The sequence below is a fragment of the Alkalinema pantanalense CENA528 genome (assembly GCF_050753345.1).
In the GTDB taxonomy this organism is placed as follows: domain Bacteria; phylum Cyanobacteriota; class Cyanobacteriia; order Leptolyngbyales; family Leptolyngbyaceae; genus Alkalinema; species Alkalinema pantanalense.
The window spans coordinates 31591-48435 of record NZ_JBLZFX010000026.1; the positions used below are offsets into that span (position 1 = coordinate 31591).

At 48.1% G+C, this 16845-nt stretch carries 14 protein-coding genes and 27 tRNA genes; 33 read left to right on the forward strand and 8 right to left on the reverse strand.

Going from position 1 to position 16845, the window contains the following annotated elements:
• The first annotated feature begins 8 nt into the window (after positions 1-8).
• From ACN4EG_RS10785 to ACN4EG_RS10925, 29 genes are all read left to right on the forward strand, one after another.
• Positions 9-92, forward strand: a tRNA-Tyr gene (locus ACN4EG_RS10785).
• Between the two features lie 115 nt (positions 93-207).
• Positions 208-281 (forward strand) — tRNA-Arg (locus ACN4EG_RS10790).
• 39 nt (positions 282-320) lie between these two features.
• Positions 321-394, forward strand: a tRNA-Phe gene (locus ACN4EG_RS10795).
• 22 nt (positions 395-416) lie between these two features.
• Positions 417-488: transfer RNA gene (locus ACN4EG_RS10800), tRNA-Asn, on the forward strand.
• A gap of 5 nt (positions 489-493) precedes the next feature.
• Positions 494-568, forward strand: a tRNA-Ile gene (locus ACN4EG_RS10805).
• Between the two features lie 10 nt (positions 569-578).
• Positions 579-677: transfer RNA gene (locus tag ACN4EG_RS10810), tRNA-Ile, on the forward strand.
• Positions 678-682: 5 nt separating this feature from the next.
• A tRNA-Gln gene (locus ACN4EG_RS10815) sits at positions 683-756 on the forward strand.
• A 219-nt stretch (positions 757-975) separates the two neighbouring features.
• Positions 976-1049: transfer RNA gene (locus ACN4EG_RS10820), tRNA-Leu, on the forward strand.
• Between the two features lie 46 nt (positions 1050-1095).
• Positions 1096-1170, forward strand: a tRNA-Leu gene (locus tag ACN4EG_RS10825).
• Positions 1171-1178: 8 nt separating this feature from the next.
• Positions 1179-1254 (forward strand) — tRNA-Pro (locus ACN4EG_RS10830).
• A 3-nt stretch (positions 1255-1257) separates the two neighbouring features.
• A tRNA-Leu gene (locus ACN4EG_RS10835) sits at positions 1258-1330 on the forward strand.
• Between the two features lie 35 nt (positions 1331-1365).
• Positions 1366-1466, forward strand: a tRNA-Leu gene (locus ACN4EG_RS10840).
• Between the two features lie 5 nt (positions 1467-1471).
• Positions 1472-1546, forward strand: a tRNA-Lys gene (locus tag ACN4EG_RS10845).
• Between the two features lie 4 nt (positions 1547-1550).
• Positions 1551-1625: transfer RNA gene (locus ACN4EG_RS10850), tRNA-Leu, on the forward strand.
• Between the two features lies 1 nt (position 1626).
• A tRNA-Met gene (locus ACN4EG_RS10855) sits at positions 1627-1704 on the forward strand.
• Between the two features lie 5 nt (positions 1705-1709).
• Positions 1710-1783: transfer RNA gene (locus ACN4EG_RS10860), tRNA-Thr, on the forward strand.
• Between the two features lie 139 nt (positions 1784-1922).
• Positions 1923-1995, forward strand: a tRNA-Gly gene (locus ACN4EG_RS10865).
• A 28-nt stretch (positions 1996-2023) separates the two neighbouring features.
• A tRNA-Gly gene (locus ACN4EG_RS10870) sits at positions 2024-2095 on the forward strand.
• A 5-nt stretch (positions 2096-2100) separates the two neighbouring features.
• Positions 2101-2175, forward strand: a tRNA-Val gene (locus ACN4EG_RS10875).
• A 6-nt stretch (positions 2176-2181) separates the two neighbouring features.
• Positions 2182-2280 (forward strand) — tRNA-Arg (locus ACN4EG_RS10880).
• A 6-nt stretch (positions 2281-2286) separates the two neighbouring features.
• Positions 2287-2363 (forward strand) — tRNA-Arg (locus ACN4EG_RS10885).
• A 5-nt stretch (positions 2364-2368) separates the two neighbouring features.
• Positions 2369-2442 (forward strand) — tRNA-Ala (locus ACN4EG_RS10890).
• 4 nt (positions 2443-2446) lie between these two features.
• Positions 2447-2520, forward strand: a tRNA-Ala gene (locus ACN4EG_RS10895).
• A 2-nt stretch (positions 2521-2522) separates the two neighbouring features.
• Positions 2523-2599 (forward strand) — tRNA-His (locus ACN4EG_RS10900).
• A gap of 3 nt (positions 2600-2602) precedes the next feature.
• A tRNA-Ser gene (locus tag ACN4EG_RS10905) sits at positions 2603-2686 on the forward strand.
• A 4-nt stretch (positions 2687-2690) separates the two neighbouring features.
• Positions 2691-2772: transfer RNA gene (locus tag ACN4EG_RS10910), tRNA-Ser, on the forward strand.
• A 108-nt stretch (positions 2773-2880) separates the two neighbouring features.
• Positions 2881-3516: a translation factor GTPase family protein gene (locus ACN4EG_RS10915; protein WP_431629425.1), complete on the forward strand. Its 636-nt coding sequence runs from the start codon at positions 2881-2883 to the stop codon at positions 3514-3516.
• 231 nt (positions 3517-3747) lie between these two features.
• Positions 3748-3832: transfer RNA gene (locus ACN4EG_RS10920), tRNA-OTHER, on the forward strand.
• Positions 3833-4028: 196 nt separating this feature from the next.
• Positions 4029-4751: a tRNA nucleotidyltransferase/poly(A) polymerase family protein gene (locus tag ACN4EG_RS10925; RefSeq protein WP_431629427.1), complete on the forward strand. Its 723-nt coding sequence runs from the start codon at positions 4029-4031 to the stop codon at positions 4749-4751.
• 291 nt (positions 4752-5042) lie between these two features.
• On the opposite strand, the gene ACN4EG_RS10930 is transcribed toward ACN4EG_RS10925, so the two are convergent.
• Together ACN4EG_RS10930 and ACN4EG_RS10935 are read right to left on the reverse strand one after the other, a co-directional pair.
• Entirely contained in the window at positions 5043-5393 is a 351-nt protein-coding gene (locus ACN4EG_RS10930) for a type II toxin-antitoxin system RelE/ParE family toxin (RefSeq protein WP_431629428.1), read from the reverse strand.
• Positions 5386-5628 carry a type II toxin-antitoxin system RelN family antitoxin gene (locus ACN4EG_RS10935; RefSeq protein WP_431629429.1) on the reverse strand — a complete coding sequence of 81 codons (243 nt, stop codon included), beginning with the start codon at positions 5626-5628 and terminating at the stop codon, positions 5386-5388. Before ACN4EG_RS10935 ends, ACN4EG_RS10930 begins: the two co-directional genes overlap by 8 nt.
• Before the next feature lie 435 nt (positions 5629-6063).
• Here ACN4EG_RS10935 and ACN4EG_RS10940 point away from each other — a divergent pair, with 435 nt between their 5' ends.
• The 4 genes from ACN4EG_RS10940 to ACN4EG_RS10955 all read left to right on the forward strand — a co-directional run bounded on the left by ACN4EG_RS10940 (position 6064) and on the right by ACN4EG_RS10955 (position 10221).
• Positions 6064-7653: a catalase gene (locus tag ACN4EG_RS10940; RefSeq protein ID WP_431629430.1), complete on the forward strand. Its 1590-nt coding sequence runs from the start codon at positions 6064-6066 to the stop codon at positions 7651-7653.
• A 406-nt stretch (positions 7654-8059) separates the two neighbouring features.
• Positions 8060-8479: a hypothetical protein gene (locus ACN4EG_RS10945; protein WP_431629432.1), complete on the forward strand. Its 420-nt coding sequence runs from the start codon at positions 8060-8062 to the stop codon at positions 8477-8479.
• A gap of 20 nt (positions 8480-8499) precedes the next feature.
• Positions 8500-9408: a nucleotidyltransferase domain-containing protein gene (locus tag ACN4EG_RS10950; protein WP_431629433.1), complete on the forward strand. Its 909-nt coding sequence runs from the start codon at positions 8500-8502 to the stop codon at positions 9406-9408.
• A gap of 36 nt (positions 9409-9444) precedes the next feature.
• The gene (locus tag ACN4EG_RS10955; RefSeq protein ID WP_431629434.1) at positions 9445-10221 is read left to right on the forward strand and encodes a nucleotidyltransferase domain-containing protein; all 777 of its coding nucleotides are present in this window, start codon (positions 9445-9447) and stop codon (positions 10219-10221) included.
• 455 nt (positions 10222-10676) lie between these two features.
• On the opposite strand, the gene ACN4EG_RS10960 is transcribed toward ACN4EG_RS10955, so the two are convergent.
• From ACN4EG_RS10960 to acsA, 6 genes are all read right to left on the reverse strand, one after another.
• Positions 10677-11438 carry a Uma2 family endonuclease gene (locus ACN4EG_RS10960; protein ID WP_431629436.1) on the reverse strand — a complete coding sequence of 254 codons (762 nt, stop codon included), beginning with the start codon at positions 11436-11438 and terminating at the stop codon, positions 10677-10679.
• A 96-nt stretch (positions 11439-11534) separates the two neighbouring features.
• Positions 11535-11789, reverse strand: coding sequence for an acyl carrier protein (locus ACN4EG_RS10965; protein ID WP_431629437.1), 255 nt, complete (start codon positions 11787-11789; stop codon positions 11535-11537).
• A gap of 44 nt (positions 11790-11833) precedes the next feature.
• A complete protein-coding gene (locus ACN4EG_RS10970; RefSeq protein ID WP_431629438.1) occupies positions 11834-13054 on the reverse strand; it encodes a dihydrolipoamide acetyltransferase family protein in 1221 nt (406 codons plus the stop codon).
• The gene (locus ACN4EG_RS10975; RefSeq protein WP_431629440.1) at positions 13047-14072 is read right to left on the reverse strand and encodes an alpha-ketoacid dehydrogenase subunit beta; all 1026 of its coding nucleotides are present in this window, start codon (positions 14070-14072) and stop codon (positions 13047-13049) included. The genes ACN4EG_RS10970 and ACN4EG_RS10975 overlap by 8 nt, the downstream gene beginning before the upstream one ends.
• Positions 14073-14081: 9 nt before the next feature.
• Positions 14082-15089 (reverse strand): pyruvate dehydrogenase (acetyl-transferring) E1 component subunit alpha, encoded by a 1008-nt coding sequence (gene pdhA / locus ACN4EG_RS10980; RefSeq protein WP_431629441.1) that lies wholly within the window; start codon positions 15087-15089, stop codon positions 14082-14084.
• Positions 15089-16840, reverse strand: coding sequence for an acetate--CoA ligase (gene acsA / locus ACN4EG_RS10985; protein WP_431629443.1), 1752 nt, complete (start codon positions 16838-16840; stop codon positions 15089-15091). The genes pdhA and acsA overlap by 1 nt, the downstream gene beginning before the upstream one ends.
• Positions 16841-16845 lie beyond the last annotated feature (5 nt).

The following is a 16845-nucleotide window of genomic DNA, read 5'->3' on the forward strand; positions in this document are numbered from 1 at the left end:
TTTAATCTGGGTCAGTATCCAAGTCTGGTTGAAGGAAACCGTCTGTAAAACGGATGCTCATTGCCGCGTAGGTTCGAATCCTACCTGACCTATCGGTGGTTGTGGCCATCGAAATTGAGTGGAGAATAAATCGATCGGGCGATCGGCGCTGTTTGCTAAACAGATGGGGTTAGTTGCCTGTGGTTCGAGTCCACTGTTCTCCGCCTTGAGAATGTGGTGTAGTTGGATAACACGTTGGTCTACGAAACCAAAGACCGTAGGTTCAAGCCCTACCATTCTCGTTGTTAGGAATGTTGCTCCTTGCATTTCTAACATGATTTCCCCCGGTAGCTCAGTTGGTAGTAGCGCCTGTCTGAAGAACAGGAGGTCGTCGGATCGAGACCGACCTGGGGGGCTGGGTTATTAAACCCATGTATTGCCTTGTAGCTCAATGGTGGAGCGAGCGGCTGTTAACCGCGCGGTTGTGGGTTCGAGTCCCACCGAGGCAGCCTACTGGGGTATGGCTTAATGGTAAAGCACTCGGCTGATAACCGAGCGATCGTTGGTTCGATTCCAACTACCCCAACCATTCATTCTATTGGGGTGTGGCTTAATGGTAAAGCACTCGGCTGATAACCGAGCGTTCGCGCTAGCGTTGCGTCAGCAAATCGCAAGTTCGATTCTTGCTACCCCAACCATTCATTGCCGGATCGACTAATGGCAGGTCGCAGTGCTCTGAACACTGAAATGTAGGTTCGACCCCTACTCTGGCAACCAAATAGCCTTGTGGTGTAATGGGAACATCCTTCGCTTTGAACGAAGAGAACTAGGTTCGATACCTGGCGAGGCTGTCGGGGGGATAGACGCTTGTAGAAAAACAACACTAGCCTCCTGTTATTTGCCCTTGTGACGGAACAGAATACGTACTGCGCTTAGAACGCAGGTTTTGCAGGTGCAAGTCCTGTCAAGGGTACTGGGTCATTGACCCCCACTAAAGCTCCTGTGGCGAAACGGAAAACGCAGCTAGCTCAAACCTAGTGTAATTGTGAGTTCGACTCTCACCAGGAGTATGGGAAGTGTGAGTACAGTTCATCGCGCGATCGTACTTCCCTGCAAACTCTCGTAGCCCAATCGGCAGAGGCGACAGTTTTAAGAACAGTCTATGTATCGGTTCAAGTCCGATCGAGAGTACCCAATATCGGGATGTAATTCAGCGGCCAGAAGCCTTGGTTTGGGGCCAAGGAGTCGCAGGTTCGAATCCTGCCATCCCGACCATTTGCCCTTGTGACGGAACGGTATACGTACTGTGCTCAGAACGCAGGTTTTGCAGGTTCGAATCCTGTCAAGGGTACTGGGGAATTCCCAAGTGGTTCTTCCCAAATTAATGCTCCTGTGGCGGAACGGTAGACGCGCTAGGTCGAGAACTTAGATGCTATGGGTATCTGCTTTGCAGACGCTAACGCGAACAAATCCCATCGGGAGTACCAAATCTGAGTCGTTGGCAGAGCGGTTATGCAACCGGCTTTTAACCGGTATTATCTGGGTTCGACCCCCAGGCGACTCCCCATTTAGCCCCTGTAACCCAATTGGTAAGAGGTGCCAAACTTAAAATTTGGATGTTGTGGGTTCGAGTCCCACTAGGGGTATCGCGGAGATAGAACTACGGTGCGCTCGGCAGTCTCATAAGCTGTCATCTACCAGGTTCAACTCCTGGCTCCGCAACCAATCATGCTGGTGTAGCTCAACTTGGCAGAGCGGCTGTCTTGTAAACAGCGGGTTGCAGGTTCAATTCCTGTCTCCAGCTCCTTAGTTTATATTATTCAGGGTAAAACTATGCTTTCTACTATTGTAATCCTAGGCTTTTTCGCTAGCATTCCGAGTCTTTATATCGTGCTGCTCAATCATTTGTTTGAAAAGCCTTCTTAGAATGACATCGGTTATTCGCGATCGTGGTGTAATGGACAAGCATATGGGTCTTCCAAACCTTTGGTACGAGTTCGAATCTCGTCGATCGCTTAGCAAATCATTGTGGTTTGCTGCCAATGCGGATGTGGTGTAGTCGGTAACATCGAGGCGTGCCAAGTCTTAGTCACGGGTTCAAATCCCGTCTTCCGCTCTCGTCGCCCTGTAGCTCAACAGTGGAGCAAGTGTCTTACAAACACGAGGTTGTAGGTGCAAATCCTACCGGGGTGACCAAACTTTGGGATTGTAGCTCAATCGGAAGAGCATCGGTCTTCGGAACCGAGGGTTGTGGGTATCTGCTAACGCAGACGCTAACGCGAACAAGTCCTACCAATCTCGCTGTGTGGGAATGTAGCTCAATGGATGAGAGCAAGGAGCTTCTACCTCCTAGGTTGTGGGTTCGAGTCCTACCATTCCTGCCAAATCTGGGTTTGTAGCTCTAACTGGGAGAGCGCCTGTCTTGCAAACAGGAGGTTGCGGGTTCAAATCCCGCCAGATCCACCTTGGGGCTGTAACTCAATTTGGAAGAGTATCTGTCTTGCACACAGAAGGTTAGGGGTTCGAGTCCCCTCAGTTCCACTGTGACTGAATCCGAAGCGGTCGAGGAGCTAGTTTGTGAATCTAGTGTTAGCGAGTTCGAGTCTCGTCAGTCACCCCAAATGGAAGCTACTGCTAATGGTTTAGCGATCTGTCTCGAAAACAGAAGTATAGCAGCGCTATAGGAGTTCGATTCTTCTAGCTTCCGCCTTGGAGAGTACGGCCAATGGTTGGCAAATCGTCTTGAAAACGATCGCAGTTCTGAACTTGGGGGTTCAATTCCTCTACTCTCCGCTAGCTATCTCTGCATAAGCCACGGCTGATGGGAGAGATAGTGAATTATGCGAATTCGGTGTATTTAAAAATCAATTTCGCCCCTTGAAACGTGTGAAGGAGCCACCCATGACGACCTGTCAATTCTTTCAATCTAAGCAAGCAGGGCATTTTGACTACACCCTGCGAAAGCAGACGGGTGGCCCTGGACAATATGCAAGGGTAATCGGTTATGTCGAAGCCTGTGATGAAAATTTCATCTTTGAAAATCGCGTCACTGGCGGCACAATTCCCACGGAATTTATCAAATCCTGTGAGCAAGGCTTCCGAGATGCGACCAGTGCAGGAGTCTTAGCGGGTTATCCTGTGATTGGGGTGAAGGTTGTCCTGACTGGCGGCGATTTCCATCCGAATGACTCCAACGATCGGGCCTTCCGTTTCGCCGCTTGCCAAGCCTTCTACCAAGGCATGAGTACTGCGGATGCGGTCATTATTGAGCCGATTATGGATGTCCGGGTAACGGTACCGAATGATTGTATTGGGGCCGTCCAAGGAGATCTGACAAAGCGCCGGGGCTTGCTGCAAAACATGAACAGCGATGGTAAGGAGACTGAGCTAGCGGTTCAAGTTCCATTGTCTGAGATGTTTGGTTATGCAACGCAACTACGATCGCTGACTTCAGGCAAGGGCAATTTTTCCATGACTCCGAACAACTATCAACCTGTACCCGCCCATGTTCAGGCAGCGTTGATTGCTAAAGCATAAACCTGACTTCTATTGTGTATAACTCCGTGCCCCCATTTGTGAAGCTTACATACGTCCCTCTGGAAGGGGTGATTGCAGGTTCGAGTCCTGCCGACGGCTGAATGCCGTCGTGGCCTAATTGGAAAAGGCACCTAGTATCAAACAGCTTTACTAACTTGCACGGAGTTCCCACGTCTGATGCCTGAATTTTGATGCCTGAATTTTGATTGAATGAGCCATGTTAAATATGTCTGGAAGGTGCCGCTGATGGTTGGCAACTGGTTTGGAACACCAGGGTAGGCTTTGAGTCTAGAAGTTCGATTCTTCCTCCTTCCGTCACTCCGTACCCTAACGAGTGAAGCTTACATACGTCACCCAGACTGTAGGTTGTAGGTTCGAGTCCTACTTACCCGGCCTTTCGGGTAATAGCTCAATTGGTAGAGCAGCAGAAAGTATATTATCGCTTTGCCTAACTTGTACGGAGTTTTCAAGATTAGTCACAACAAGCAAGGAACAACAAGGAGGTGAGAGCAATGCCAAATATCTTTGAAGTCGGTGGTAAAGTGCGCGATGAATTGCTGGGCTTAAAGAGTAAAGATGTGGACTTTGCCTTTGTTCTCACCTCTGAGGAAGCTGAAGGTAAGTCGATCGAACAAGCCTTTGAGTTCATGCGGGGCTGGATGCAGGAGATGGGGTTTCAAATCTTCCTATCCACGCCGGATTGTTTGACCATTCGTGCGAAGTTTTCTAATTCGAACCAGACCGCAGATTTTGTGTTGGCAAGGCGGGAGTTGAGTTATATGCCTGGAACTCGCCGACCGATCGTGGTACCTGGTTCCTTAGAAGATGATTTGCAACGCCGAGATTTTACGGTGAATGCGATCGCGCGATCGGAACAGGGTGAACTCGTGGACTTGTTTGAAGGTCAAAAAGATCTGGCAGACAAGATTTTACGGACGCCGCTTGATCCGATGGTCACGTTGGCTGATGATCCGTTGCGGGCATTACGAGCCGTGCGGTTTTCGGTTAAGTTAGGGTTTCGCATGGCAACGGATTTAGTCGATGCTCTGCACAATCCTGATTTGCCGGAGTTGATGGCGGTTGTCAGTACCGATCGTATCCGGGAGGAGCTCGCTAAAGCCATGAAAGCCGATACTTGGGCAACGCTTAAGCTATTGCAGCAGTTGCCAGAAGTGTTGGTGCGCGATTGGCTAGAACGGCCTGGAATGTGGTTAATGCCAACGGTAAAACAGTAAGTGGTTAACGCGGAGTGTATTTCTAAGAATATAGAAATACACTCATTAACTTTTCAATAATCAAAATAAATTGAATAACTAAATGAGTCACATCGATAGTTAACTTTGATTTCGTGCCCTAACCGTAAAAGCCTACATACTCTCGCATAACGATCCTAAGGTAGCGACATTCAGGCAACTGAACGAGCGACATATCGCCAAATCTCTCGCAGATGAAGCGATCGTGCCCACTGCCAAAACGGTAAGAGTGATCGTCAGTACAAACGCTTTTACAACTTGCACGAAGCTAATCTAACCTGATGTCTCTTGTTCAATAATTGCTTTGATTTCATCGGTATCGATATTGGCTTGCTCAGATTTGGGATAAATACTCAGAAGGATGATGCCGTCTACAGTTTGAAGATAGTAAATAAGACGATATCCACCACTTTTGCCTTTCTGGATGTCACTATTACGAATTCGGACTTTGAAGACAGCATAGCCAACATTAGGGATTTGATCGCCAATAATTTCAGCACTTTGAAGCTGCTCAATGATTGGCTGCACATCTTGGTAAATTCTGCGGTACTTTTTTGCCAATGTGCATAAATTTCGAATGAAACTCTTAGCCGCCTCAACCCGAATCATCGGCTGCTCAGTCATGCTCAATTCCTTCCCACATTTGCGAGACAGGCACCGTTTGTCCAGTCATCGCTTCATGCCAAGCCTGCCGAAAGTCAGATAAAATCTCTTCCTTCGTCATCAAATCAGTATCTGACTCGTCTTCCTCCGCAATCAAAACAATTACCTCAACGCGACCATTGATATTGAGCAGGGGACGATCGAGATGAATTTGCCCAGCTTCATTGATACTACCTGTGGCTTTCACTGCACGCATAATACTTACCCAAGTCTATCCTCCAAGATTATAGCGAGTTTCGCCAAGTGTTGCGGCATCGGGTACGTGAGGAACTCACCAAAGCTATGAAAACCGATACTTGGGCAACGCTCAAGTTGTTGCAACGGTTGCCAGAAACCTTAGTGCGCGATTGGTTGGAACGGACTGGAATGTGGTTAATGCCAACGGTAAAACAGTAAGTTGTCAACACAGAGTGTATTTTCAAAAATATGGAAATGCACTCATTAACTTTTCAATCGACCATACAAATTAAATCTCTAAATATGTTGTATCGATAGCTAACTTTAACCTAACCGCAAAAGCCTACATACTCTTTCCGACTCGTCTTCCTCCGCGATGATGGGGAAGGCTCATCTCTCTCCCTTTAGAATCTCGCTCGATATACCTTTTGGATGAATATTTGCTGAGTGGGCTTTGGTATTGTCTGGAACGACGGTAAGCAGCTTGGATTGCCTCTTACTGCATTCATTGCCGGAGGGCCTAGACATGACGGATGAAATCAGAAATCAACTCACAACCGCCGATGGAGTTCCCGTTGCAGATAATCAAAACTCCCTGACGGCTGGCCCCAGAGGCCCAGTAGTCATTTATGATTACGTTCTTCAAGAAAAACTGGGACACTTCAACCGCGAACGGATTCCTGAACGAGTGGTGCACGCCAAGGGATCTGGGGCATTTGGAACCTTTACGGTCACGAATGATATTACCCAATATACAAAAGCAAAATTATTCAGCGAAGTTGGTAAACAAACACCCGTTTTAGCTAGATTTTCCACCGTTGGAGGCGAAAAGGGATCAGCCGACGCTGAACGCGATCCTCGGGGGTTCTCATTAAAGTTCTATACGGAAGAAGGCAACTGGGACATGGTGGGGAATAACACCCCAGTCTTTTTTGTGCGAGATGCCATTAAGTTTCCTGACTTTATCCATACCCAAAAGCGTTGCCCTGCCAATAATTTGAAGGGTGCACAACCTCGCTGGGATTACTGGTCACTGAGCCCCGAAGCTTTGCACCAGGTGTTGATTCTATACTCCGATCGCGGCATTCCTAAAAGCTTCCGCCACATGAACGGTTATGGCAGCCACACCTACAGCTTCATCAATGACGCTAACGAACGGGTCTGGGTCAAGTTCCATTTCAAAACCCAGCAGGGTATCGAAAATTTAACAGAACAGGAATCCGCAAAGATTAAAGGTGAAGATCCTGATCACGCAACACGGGATTTATCGACCTCGATCGACCAGGGAGACTATCCCCGTTGGAAGTTCTGCATTCAGATCATGACCCAGGAACAAGCCGAAACCCATCCAGATAATCCCTTTGACCTCACTAAGGTGTGGAAACATGCGGACTATCCTTTGCTTGAAGTTGGCATTTTAGAGTTAAATCGTAATCCCGTAAATTACTTCGCAGAAATTGAGCAGGCCGCCTTCTCGCCCAGTGCGATCGTTCCTGGCATTGGTTTTTCTCCAGATAAAGTACTGATGGCACGGGTGATGAGCTATGCAGACGCTCACCGCTACCGTTTAGGCGTCAACTATCAACAACTGCCCGTCAATGCGCCCAAGTGCCCCTTCATGCACTATCAGCGGGATGGCTTCATGGCACTGGGTGACAATGGGGGCAGCGGACCAAATTATGAGCCTAACAGCCACGCTGAAGCGCCTAAACAGAATCCCCACTATGCAGAACCTGCTATGGATATTGGCATGGCTGCGATCGATCGCTATGACCATCGTGAAGGCAATGATGACTTCAGCCAAGCTGGAGATCTGTATCGCCTGATGAAGCCAGATGCTCAAGAGCGCTTGGTAGAAAATCTGGTGAACAGTGCTACAGGATTAGCTCAGGTAGAGCAGGACATCCAAATGCGACAACTCTGCCAGTTTTTCCGAGCTGATGTGAATCTAGGTCGTCAGGTGGCAAAAGCGTTGGGGATTAAAATCGATCCAGCCATGCTATCCGGTTTGGGGGATAAATCCATGAGCCACGCTAAGGTCTAACAAAGTTAACAAAATCTAAGTTAACAAAATCTAACCGGTTCAATTTGGACTACAAAGCTTCCAAACAGCTAAAAGCCGCTATAAATAATCTTGCGCAGTTACGGTGAGTAAGATTATCTATGGCGGTTTGCTTTATGATTTCCAGTAGGACACGATCGCGTCATGAGTGCATAACTGAGTCTCTCCCGTACCTAAAGTGAAATAGTGACACCCAGAAAACCTGATACCGTTATTCTGCTTGTAGCTTCCTTACCTACGGTGCTCTCTGAATATGCTTAACCCCCAACAGATACTCAGTCTTTCCACGATCGGGCTTGTAGTCCTATCCCATCCCGTACTTGCCGCAGATAGCCTCAAAACTGCCCCTGCTTCTCTGCCATTAATAACCCAGCTTAATCAACACAAAATGCCAGAACCGGAAGTCTCAGAAGCGAAAGTCTCAGAAGTGAAAGTCTCAGAAGTGAAAGCACCAGAGCTGATCACTATTCGTACTGGGAGTAAGATTGAGCAGTTTCAACAGCAGCGAGTAAGGCTTCTGGGACAATACAAGGCTAGTCGGCAGAAACCTAATCCCATGACTACTGGGGTCATTGGATTTAAAGGGGATTACATCACTGCAAGAATTTTTCTACAAGATGGAACTGAAGTGGGAATTAATTCCCCTATGATGAAGCAATCACTACGATCGGAAAAAGAATTTCAACAATATAACGAAAAAGTAGTTGAGGTTGTCGGTCGATTAGAAAGATTGGAAGATTCATCGGAAAATTCGAAATCATCGCTGTATATTGTCCTAGAAACAATTAGTTTGTCATTAGAAAAATAATCAAGGGGAGGTACTCGCCCATGAACCAAAATCTAACGGGCGTCACCCTCATCATTCCGATTGGTACTCAAGTCGTTAGCCAAGTCGCCCTTTCCAATCATTGCCTTAAGGGTACGGTAGGCGTGATTACCCAGGTTCCTACCGATGGGAACCATTCCTATCGCATCAAATTACCTACTGGCGTAGAAGTGAATCTAAAACGCCATGAATTCAGTATTCGGAAGCAATTCCAATCCGTAGGTATTGTGGATCAGTTAGCTCATTCCGATCTCACACAATACGTCATTTACCGCTGTATTACGGGCTCCCGTGCCTATGGGTTAGATGATGAGTTTTCTGATGTCGATCGACGGGGGCTGTATCTACCCCCTGCGGATTTGCATTGGGCGATGTATGGTGTCCCAGAACAGTTGGAAAATAAGGCGAATGAGGAATGCTACTGGGAATTGCAAAAGTTTCTCATTCTAGCACTCAAAGCCAATCCCAATGTGTTGGAATGTTTGTATTCACCTTTGGTTGAAACCTGTACCCCGATCGCGGCGGAGTTGTTAGAACTTCGATCGATCTTTTTGTCGCAGTTGATTTACCAAACCTATAACAGCTACGTTCTGTCCCAGTTTAAAAAAATGGAACAGGATTTACGTAATCGAGGTATGGTGCGGCCTAAACATGCCATGCATTTAATCCGATTGCTGCTGTCGGGGATTACGATCCTGCGAGAAGGATTTGTTCCGGTGCAAGTTGAAGATCATCGGGATGCATTGTTAGCGATTAAATATCAGCAAATGTCTTGGGATGCTGTCAATGCATGGCGGCTAGAATTGCATGGGGAATTCGATCGGGCCTTTCATCGAACTCGGCTCCCCGAACGACCAGACTACGATCGGGCCAATGCTTTTCTACTCAGAGCACGGCGATCGAGGGTTTAAGTTCACAGTGATTAGGTGTTGATAGAGGAATTTGCGATGATCTCGATCGAGGTTCAAGAAAAACTTAGCCAAATTGTGGCCTCCCAGCCCTATCCCTTGGTGTTTGCAACGGTGAGCGGTGCCCACCTCTACGGCTTTCCTTCCCCGGATTCTGATTATGATCTACGCGGGGTGCATGTATTGCCGTTGCGGGAACTTGTCGGCTTGCGTCCGGGACAAGACACGATCGAAGTCTCCCAACAGCTACCAGATTTGGAATTGGATCTCGTCACCCATGATTTGAAAAAATTTATGGGATTGCTTCTGCGGCGCAATGGTTATGTGTTGGAGCAGTTGCTATCGCCGTTGGTGGTCTATAGTTCGTCAGTCCATCGTGAGTTGTGCACGATCGCCCCAGATTGTATTACCCGCCACCACAGTCACCACTACCTTGGATTTGCCCAGACTCAATGGAAACTTTTTAGCCAAGGTCAACCGTTAAAAGTTAAACCGTTGCTGTACGTGTATCGTGTGCTGCTGACGGGCATTCATCTTATGCAGACGGGGGAGGTGGAAGCCAATTTGGTGAGTCTGAATCAGCGATTTCAGTTAGCTTATTTGGATGATTTGATTGCGCAGAAAGTAACTGGAACGGAAAAAGGAGACCTATCGGCTACGGATTTAGCGTTTCACCACCAGGAATTTACGCGATTACTGGATGAGTTAGAACTAGCCCGCGATCGGAGTTCCTTGGCCAATGAACCCACCGCAGAAGCGGCTTTGAATGATCTCCTATTACGAGTTCGCTTAGGTGATTCCAATGCCAGGAGCTAGGCTGTTGCCAGTGGTCTAGCTCCTAATTACAAAAAAATTCATATGACTAATACTCAGCGCTCATAATTAGTTAGTGCTTGCAAAACAATGAGCACCTCGAACATGACTGCAGAAGCTATCAGAGCGGCTCTAAAAATAATACTTTTCAGAATTTGCTTTGAGTTAATAGGAGTCCAAACTAGATAAAAAATAGCCGCAAATAGTAAAACACTAAAATTCAGAATAAATTCTAGAAAAGATGGATGACTTATAAAGTGTGGGTATGTTGAAATCACCACCAAAGTGCTGAAGAAGAGTAGTCCCCACAATCCCCACAATAAGACTGAGAATATAGAAATTTTCTTATCATTCCACCTAAGATAAACCCACTTTTTTGGGATTAATCGAGAGATGACAAAGACAATTGTGACACTTAAAAATCCAAGCAAAAAAAATGACATAGATGAGACTCATGATTATAGGTTAGATGGATCGATTCCCAACTCTCGTAACTTCGCGGCTAATCGCTCTGCCCGTTGGTGTTCCTGTTCTGCCCGGTGATACTCCTGTTCTGCCCGTTCATCTCCTGCCAAAAGTAAATTACCCGCACTATCCCACCACCGCAGCCAAGGCAAATTCTGATTGAAAAACACGCCCTGCCAAATGCCTAATTCAACGCCTAAATTGGGAATCGGATAATGGCCCCGATCGTTGGGTATTAACAATTGATAGCGATTTCCAACCAGTTCATAGACCTCAACCGACGCCCGATCTACCTCATAAATGGCATAGAACGGAATGCGAATGGCCTGCTCATAGACCCAAAACTTACCTGCTTTCGCTTCATCATTGGCAAAAGGGGAAGTCCGATCGCGTTCTTCGCTGCCGTCTCCAGAAACAAACTCGATCGCGATTAACGGCGCAATAATTTCCTTCCACATGACGTAGGAGCGTCGCCGTTCTCCGTTCAGTAAAGGGGGAACGTTCGGGACATAGAACCAATCCGGTGCTTCTGCCCCCCGCTCCGGCGGATCGACCAAGCGCCAATAAATCCCGCAATCCTGACCGATCGCGTATTGCCCATCCGGGTGCAGTGCCTCCAGTACCGGCTGAATGGAACTGGTGAGCAACAAACCCTGAGGATGTTCTTGAAAATTTTTCACGAAGGTTCCATCGGACTCGGGCAACTGCTTGTGATCCGGCAAAGATAGATGGGGCGGCGAGTTCGCGATCGTCATAGCTGTGACTCCACACAAGACAATCCATGGCAAGTTCGTTTATTCTAGCGCATTCCCCTTGGCTACAAGGCATCACGATCGAGGCCATTAAACATACTATGATTGAGCGTGGGCTAAGATGTATTGAGTCATATCATTTAACGTGATTAACTTGCCATAATCGGTTTCTGGAATCTCAACACCAAATTCCTCATTTAGCCCAATCATAAAATTGAGAAAATCATAGGAATCAATTCCTAGTCTTTCTCGAACGTCATCATCCTTGCCTAAAGCTTCTGGGGAAGAATCCGGAGCAATATTCTTCAAAAGCTTGAACATTGTTTCCTTAATTTGAGTTTCAGTAATTTCCATTCTTTCACCACCTCATTTATTAAATAATTAATTGATTTGTATTCTTACAGTTTCTCAGGCGATTGTAGATGCGTGTTGACTGCTTGCAAAAATCTTGCACCAATCATGCCATCGGTTGCACGGTGATCTCCTGCTAGCGTTGCGACTAGGACAGGACGAACATCAAGCATTCCTCGTTCTGCCCAAGGCTGCTCAGAAATTTTACCGAAACCGACTAACGCAACTTGCGGTGGATAGATCACGCCGTAGACCTTTTCGACGCCGATATCTCCTAGACTGGTCAGCGTGATTGTCGGATCAGACAGTTCAGAACTCCGTAGATGGCCTCCTCTGGTTCGTTCGATCAAGTCGCGCAGAACTGTCATCAATTCATCCAAGCTTTTGAGATCCGCATGGTGGATTGCAGGCGTGACTAATCCCCCTTGCCGTAGGGAAATCGCAAAGCCGATGTGAATGGCTTCTTGGACTTGAAGCTGGTCATCTATCCAATATCCATTCAATTCTGGAACGTCGGTTAATGCCTTGGCGACTGCTTTGATCAGCAGAACAACGGGTAAGATCCGTTCTTTTATCGATCGCTTCTGATTTTCCGCCTCTAACCATTGCAATGCATGACTCATATCGATCCGAGTTTCTAGATAGTAATGCGGAATATCGCGATTGGAGCGGGCCATAGCAGCCGCGATCGCGCGTCGCATTCCTGCCTGAAAATCAGTCGTAGTTGGTTTCGCTTCAGGCGGTTTTGCTTCAGGGGATGGAACGATGACTTTTTCTGCGGGCTTAGGTGTTAGTTTCAGGGCTTTTGCGGCTGCTTCTATATCAATTTGGTGAATAGCACCATCGGCTCCAGTTCCTTTTACCTGGGCTAAGTCCACGCCCAGTTCAGCCGCTAACTTGCGAGCTAGGGGCGAAACACGTAAGCGTTCTTCTTGAGGGAGTACTGGTACTGGAATTGTCGGAACTTCGAGTTTAGGAGGGGGGCTGGGTGTTTCCCGATCGGTGACCGCGATCGTTTCTTTTTCCACGCCATCTTCCAATTTCAATCGTGCCATTGGCGTTCCTACGGGCACCTTGGTATCCGGTTCCAGCAGAAGCTCTTCAACAATGCAATTTTCAAAGACCTCAATTTCCATGATGCCTTTGTCGGTTTCCACATCCGCAATGATGTCACCGGGTTTGAGAGAATCGCCGGGTTTGGCTCTCCATGCGACTAGGGTGCCAGTTCTCATATCTGCCCCTAAACTGGGCATCCGAAATTCAGCCATGTTTAGTCACCATCCTCCGGACTGTGTTGACGATCGTGGCCGCTTGGGGCAGTGCCGCTTGTTCTAAATGACTGGCATAGGGGATAGGTACTTCAGCCGCACAAATTCGCTCCACCGGGTCATCTAAGTCATAGAATGCTTTTTCCATGATGCGAGCGCTAATTTCGGCGGAGATGCTGCCACTGCGCCAGCCTTCATCAATAATGACGGCTCGATGGGTTTTAGCGACAGAGTTGAGAAACGTGGTTTCATCGAGGGGACGCAGAACCCGTAAATCAATCACTTCTGCTTCGATGCCTTCCTGGGCGAGCGTTTCTGCGGCTTCCAGTGCTTTGAACAAACTAGCACTGTAACTAATGAGCGTGACATCGCGACCAACTCGACGAACACAGGCACGATCGATATCGACTGCGCCCGCATTTGCAGGGAGTTCACCCTCCATGTTGTAGAGCAACGTATTCTCAAAAATGAGAACGGGATCGGGATCTTCCAGCGCTGTCCAAAGCATTCCACGGGCATCTTCGAGCACTGCCGGAGTCAGGACTTTAATCCCAGGAATGTGAGCATACCAACCTTCCAAACTATGGGAATGCTGTGCGGCTAACTGCTTACCTCCCCCGGTTCCCATGCGAATCACCAGCGGAATATTGAACAATCCACCGGACATATGCAGATAGGTCGCAGCCGTATTGAGAATTTGATCGGCAGCCAGCAAGCTAAAGTTAACCGTCATCACTTCCACGATCGGACGCATTCCGTTCAGTGCTGCGCCAATCCCGGCTCCGGTAAACCCTGACTCACAAAGCGGCGTGTCCATGATCTTATCAGCACCCAACTCTTGCAACAGTCCTTTCGTCACTCCAAACGCTCCGCCATACCGTCCCACATCTTCACCCATCAAGAATACGCGATCGTCCTTCAAAATCGCCTCTCGGATCGCGTCTCGTACCGCTTCTCGATAGGTTGTTTGAACCATTAGCGGTGGATGATCTGTACTGGTGTCAATCCCATAGTTCATGGTGTCCCCCTAGATACTTGGCTCCGAGTAGACAAAGCGAGTTAATTCTTCCACAGGTTCCCAGGTTCCGGCTTCCGCAAACGCGATCGCTTCGTTAATTTCTTGACGAATTGACTGTTCCATTGCTTCCATATCCATATTGCTGAGTTGTCTCTGTTCCTTTAACTGCTGCGTTAGCGTTGCAATTGGACAGCGTTGCTTCCACTGTTCCACTTCCGCTTTTTCTCGATAGAGTTCTGCATCGAACATGGAATGGGCACGGAACCGATAGGTCATGCATTCTAAGAAGAAGGGTTTCCTAGTCTCTCGGACAGCAGTCGCTGCTTTTTGGGCAGTTGCTTCAACGGCTAAGACATCCATCCCATCAACTGCCGCATGATCGATGCCATAACTGGCCGCTTTCTGAGCCAGATTGGTGACAGCGTGGGAGTACTTCAGTGCAGTGCCCATCGCATATTGATTATTTTCGCAAACGAACAAGACAGGCACTTGCCACAATGCTGCTAAATTCATCGCTTCGTGAAACTCGCCTTCCGCCATTGCACCATCGCCAAAAAAGCAGCAGGTGAGCCGCTTTCGATCGAGCTTTTTATCCGCTAAAGCGAGTCCTACAGCTAACGGCAAACCACCCCCAACGATCGCGTTGCCCCCATAGAAGCGATGCGCTTTATCAAACAAATGCATTGACCCACCGCGCCCCCGACAACAGCCCTCTCGCTTACCGAACATTTCTGCCATCACCGTATTCATGGGAATGCCACGGGCAAGGGCTTGACCATGTTCGCGATAGGTTGCCACGATCGCATCATCTGGGTTCAAGGCTTGCATCACGCCCACTGCAACCGCTTCTTCACCGTTGTACAGATGCAAAAAACCGCGAATTTTCATATCACTATAGAGTTCTGCACACTTATCTTCAAAGCGGCGAATCCGTAGCATTTGATAAAGAAGGTCGCGCAAATGTTGATGAGCATCAACCGCAGTCGGTGTTTGTGTTGTCCCATGTTTCTTCTTCATCAGCCCGTCTCCAATGTCGATAGATCGCCTTCCGGTAAACCTAATTCCCGTGCTTTGAGCAATCGGCGCATAATTTTGCCGCTGCGAGTTTTGGGCAACGATTCTTGAAATTCCAACTCTTTAGGCGCAACGGCTGCTCCGAGTTTTTGACGGGCAAATCCCAAGAGTTCTAGCTTGAGCGCTTCACTGGGTTCTTGTCCGGGTTTGAGGGCAACAAAAGCTTTAACTAACTCACCAATCATCGGATTAGGTTTGCCAATCACACCCGCTTCAGCCACGGCTGGATGCTCCATCAAGGCGCTTTCGACTTCAAAGGGGCCAACCATATGTCCCGAAGTTTTAATAATGTCGTCTTCGCGTCCCACAAACCAGAAGTAGCCATCCTGATCTCGCATGGCTAAGTCGCCCGTAATGTACCAATCTCCAACAAAGCATTTGCGGTAGCGTTCCTCATCATGGAGATAGCCGCGAAAGATTGAGGGAAAATCCGGTTTTAGGGCTAAATCTCCATCAATACTCGGTTGGGTAATTTGCTCGATCGAGCCATCTTCATGCCGGCGAACGATCGAAGCTTCTACCCCAGGAATGGGACGACCCATCGATCCTGGACGAATCGGCATCGTGGCATAGTTAGCAATCATGATGCCACCCGTTTCGGTTTGCCACCAGTTATCGTGAATCGGTAAGCCTAACTTTTCCTGTCCCCACACCACGGCTTCGGGATTGAGGGGTTCCCCCACACTATGGACGAGTCGCAGATGGCTCAAATCGTATTGTGTTTTCAGGTCGATGTCTAATCGCATTAATCGCCGAATTGCCGTTGGAGCTGTGTACCAAACCGTTACTTTTTGCGTTTCGAGAATGCGATACCAGCGATCGGCATCAAACTCCGCTTCGTCAATAATGCTAGTCACGCCATGGGTCAGCGGCGCGATGATGCCGTAGGACGTTCCCGTTACCCATCCCGGATCAGCCGTACACCAAAAGACATCATCAGGATGCAAATCGAGCACATATTTTGCCGTCATGTAATGGGCATAAACAGCTTTGTGAACGTGAATTGCCCCCTTTGGCATTCCTGTAGTGCCACTTGTGAAATGCAGCAGTGCCATATCCTCTGGCTGAGTGGGAGCGATCGTAAATTCATCTGCTGCCGCTTGCATCAACTTGGGAAGCGACCAAATCCCCGCGTCTAAATGGTCTTCGATATCTGCTAAAAGAATGTGCTGTAACTTCGGCAACCGATCGCGCAATGCTGCGACTTTCTGTTGGTAGAGTGCTGCGGTCGTCACTAAGACGGTTGCATCTCCCCGGTTCATGCGTTGATAAATTGGCTCTGGGCCAAAGGCAGAAAAAAGTGGACAAAAAACACTGCCATTTTTCAATGTGCCCAAGGCCGCAATGTAGAGCGCGGGAATTCGTCCTGCAAGAACAAAAACGCGATCGCCTTTGGCAACGCTGAGGGTTTTCAGAACATTCGCAAAGCGATTGGTTTGTGCATTGAGTTCTCGATAGGTAAAATCTTTGGTACTCCAATCTTTTGCCAGAAAGCGTAGGGCAGTCTGATCGGCTCGATCTCTCTTGGCATGACGGGTCAATGCAATATCAGCAATATTCAAGCCCTCAACGGTTCCTTGGAGTTCATTGTCGATCGTGCTCCAGGAAAATGTGCGTCGAGCTTCCTCGTAGTCTTGTAGATTCGGTTCTACTAACCAATGTTTGAAGGACTTTTCGATCGGACTCCAGCCCATTGTTT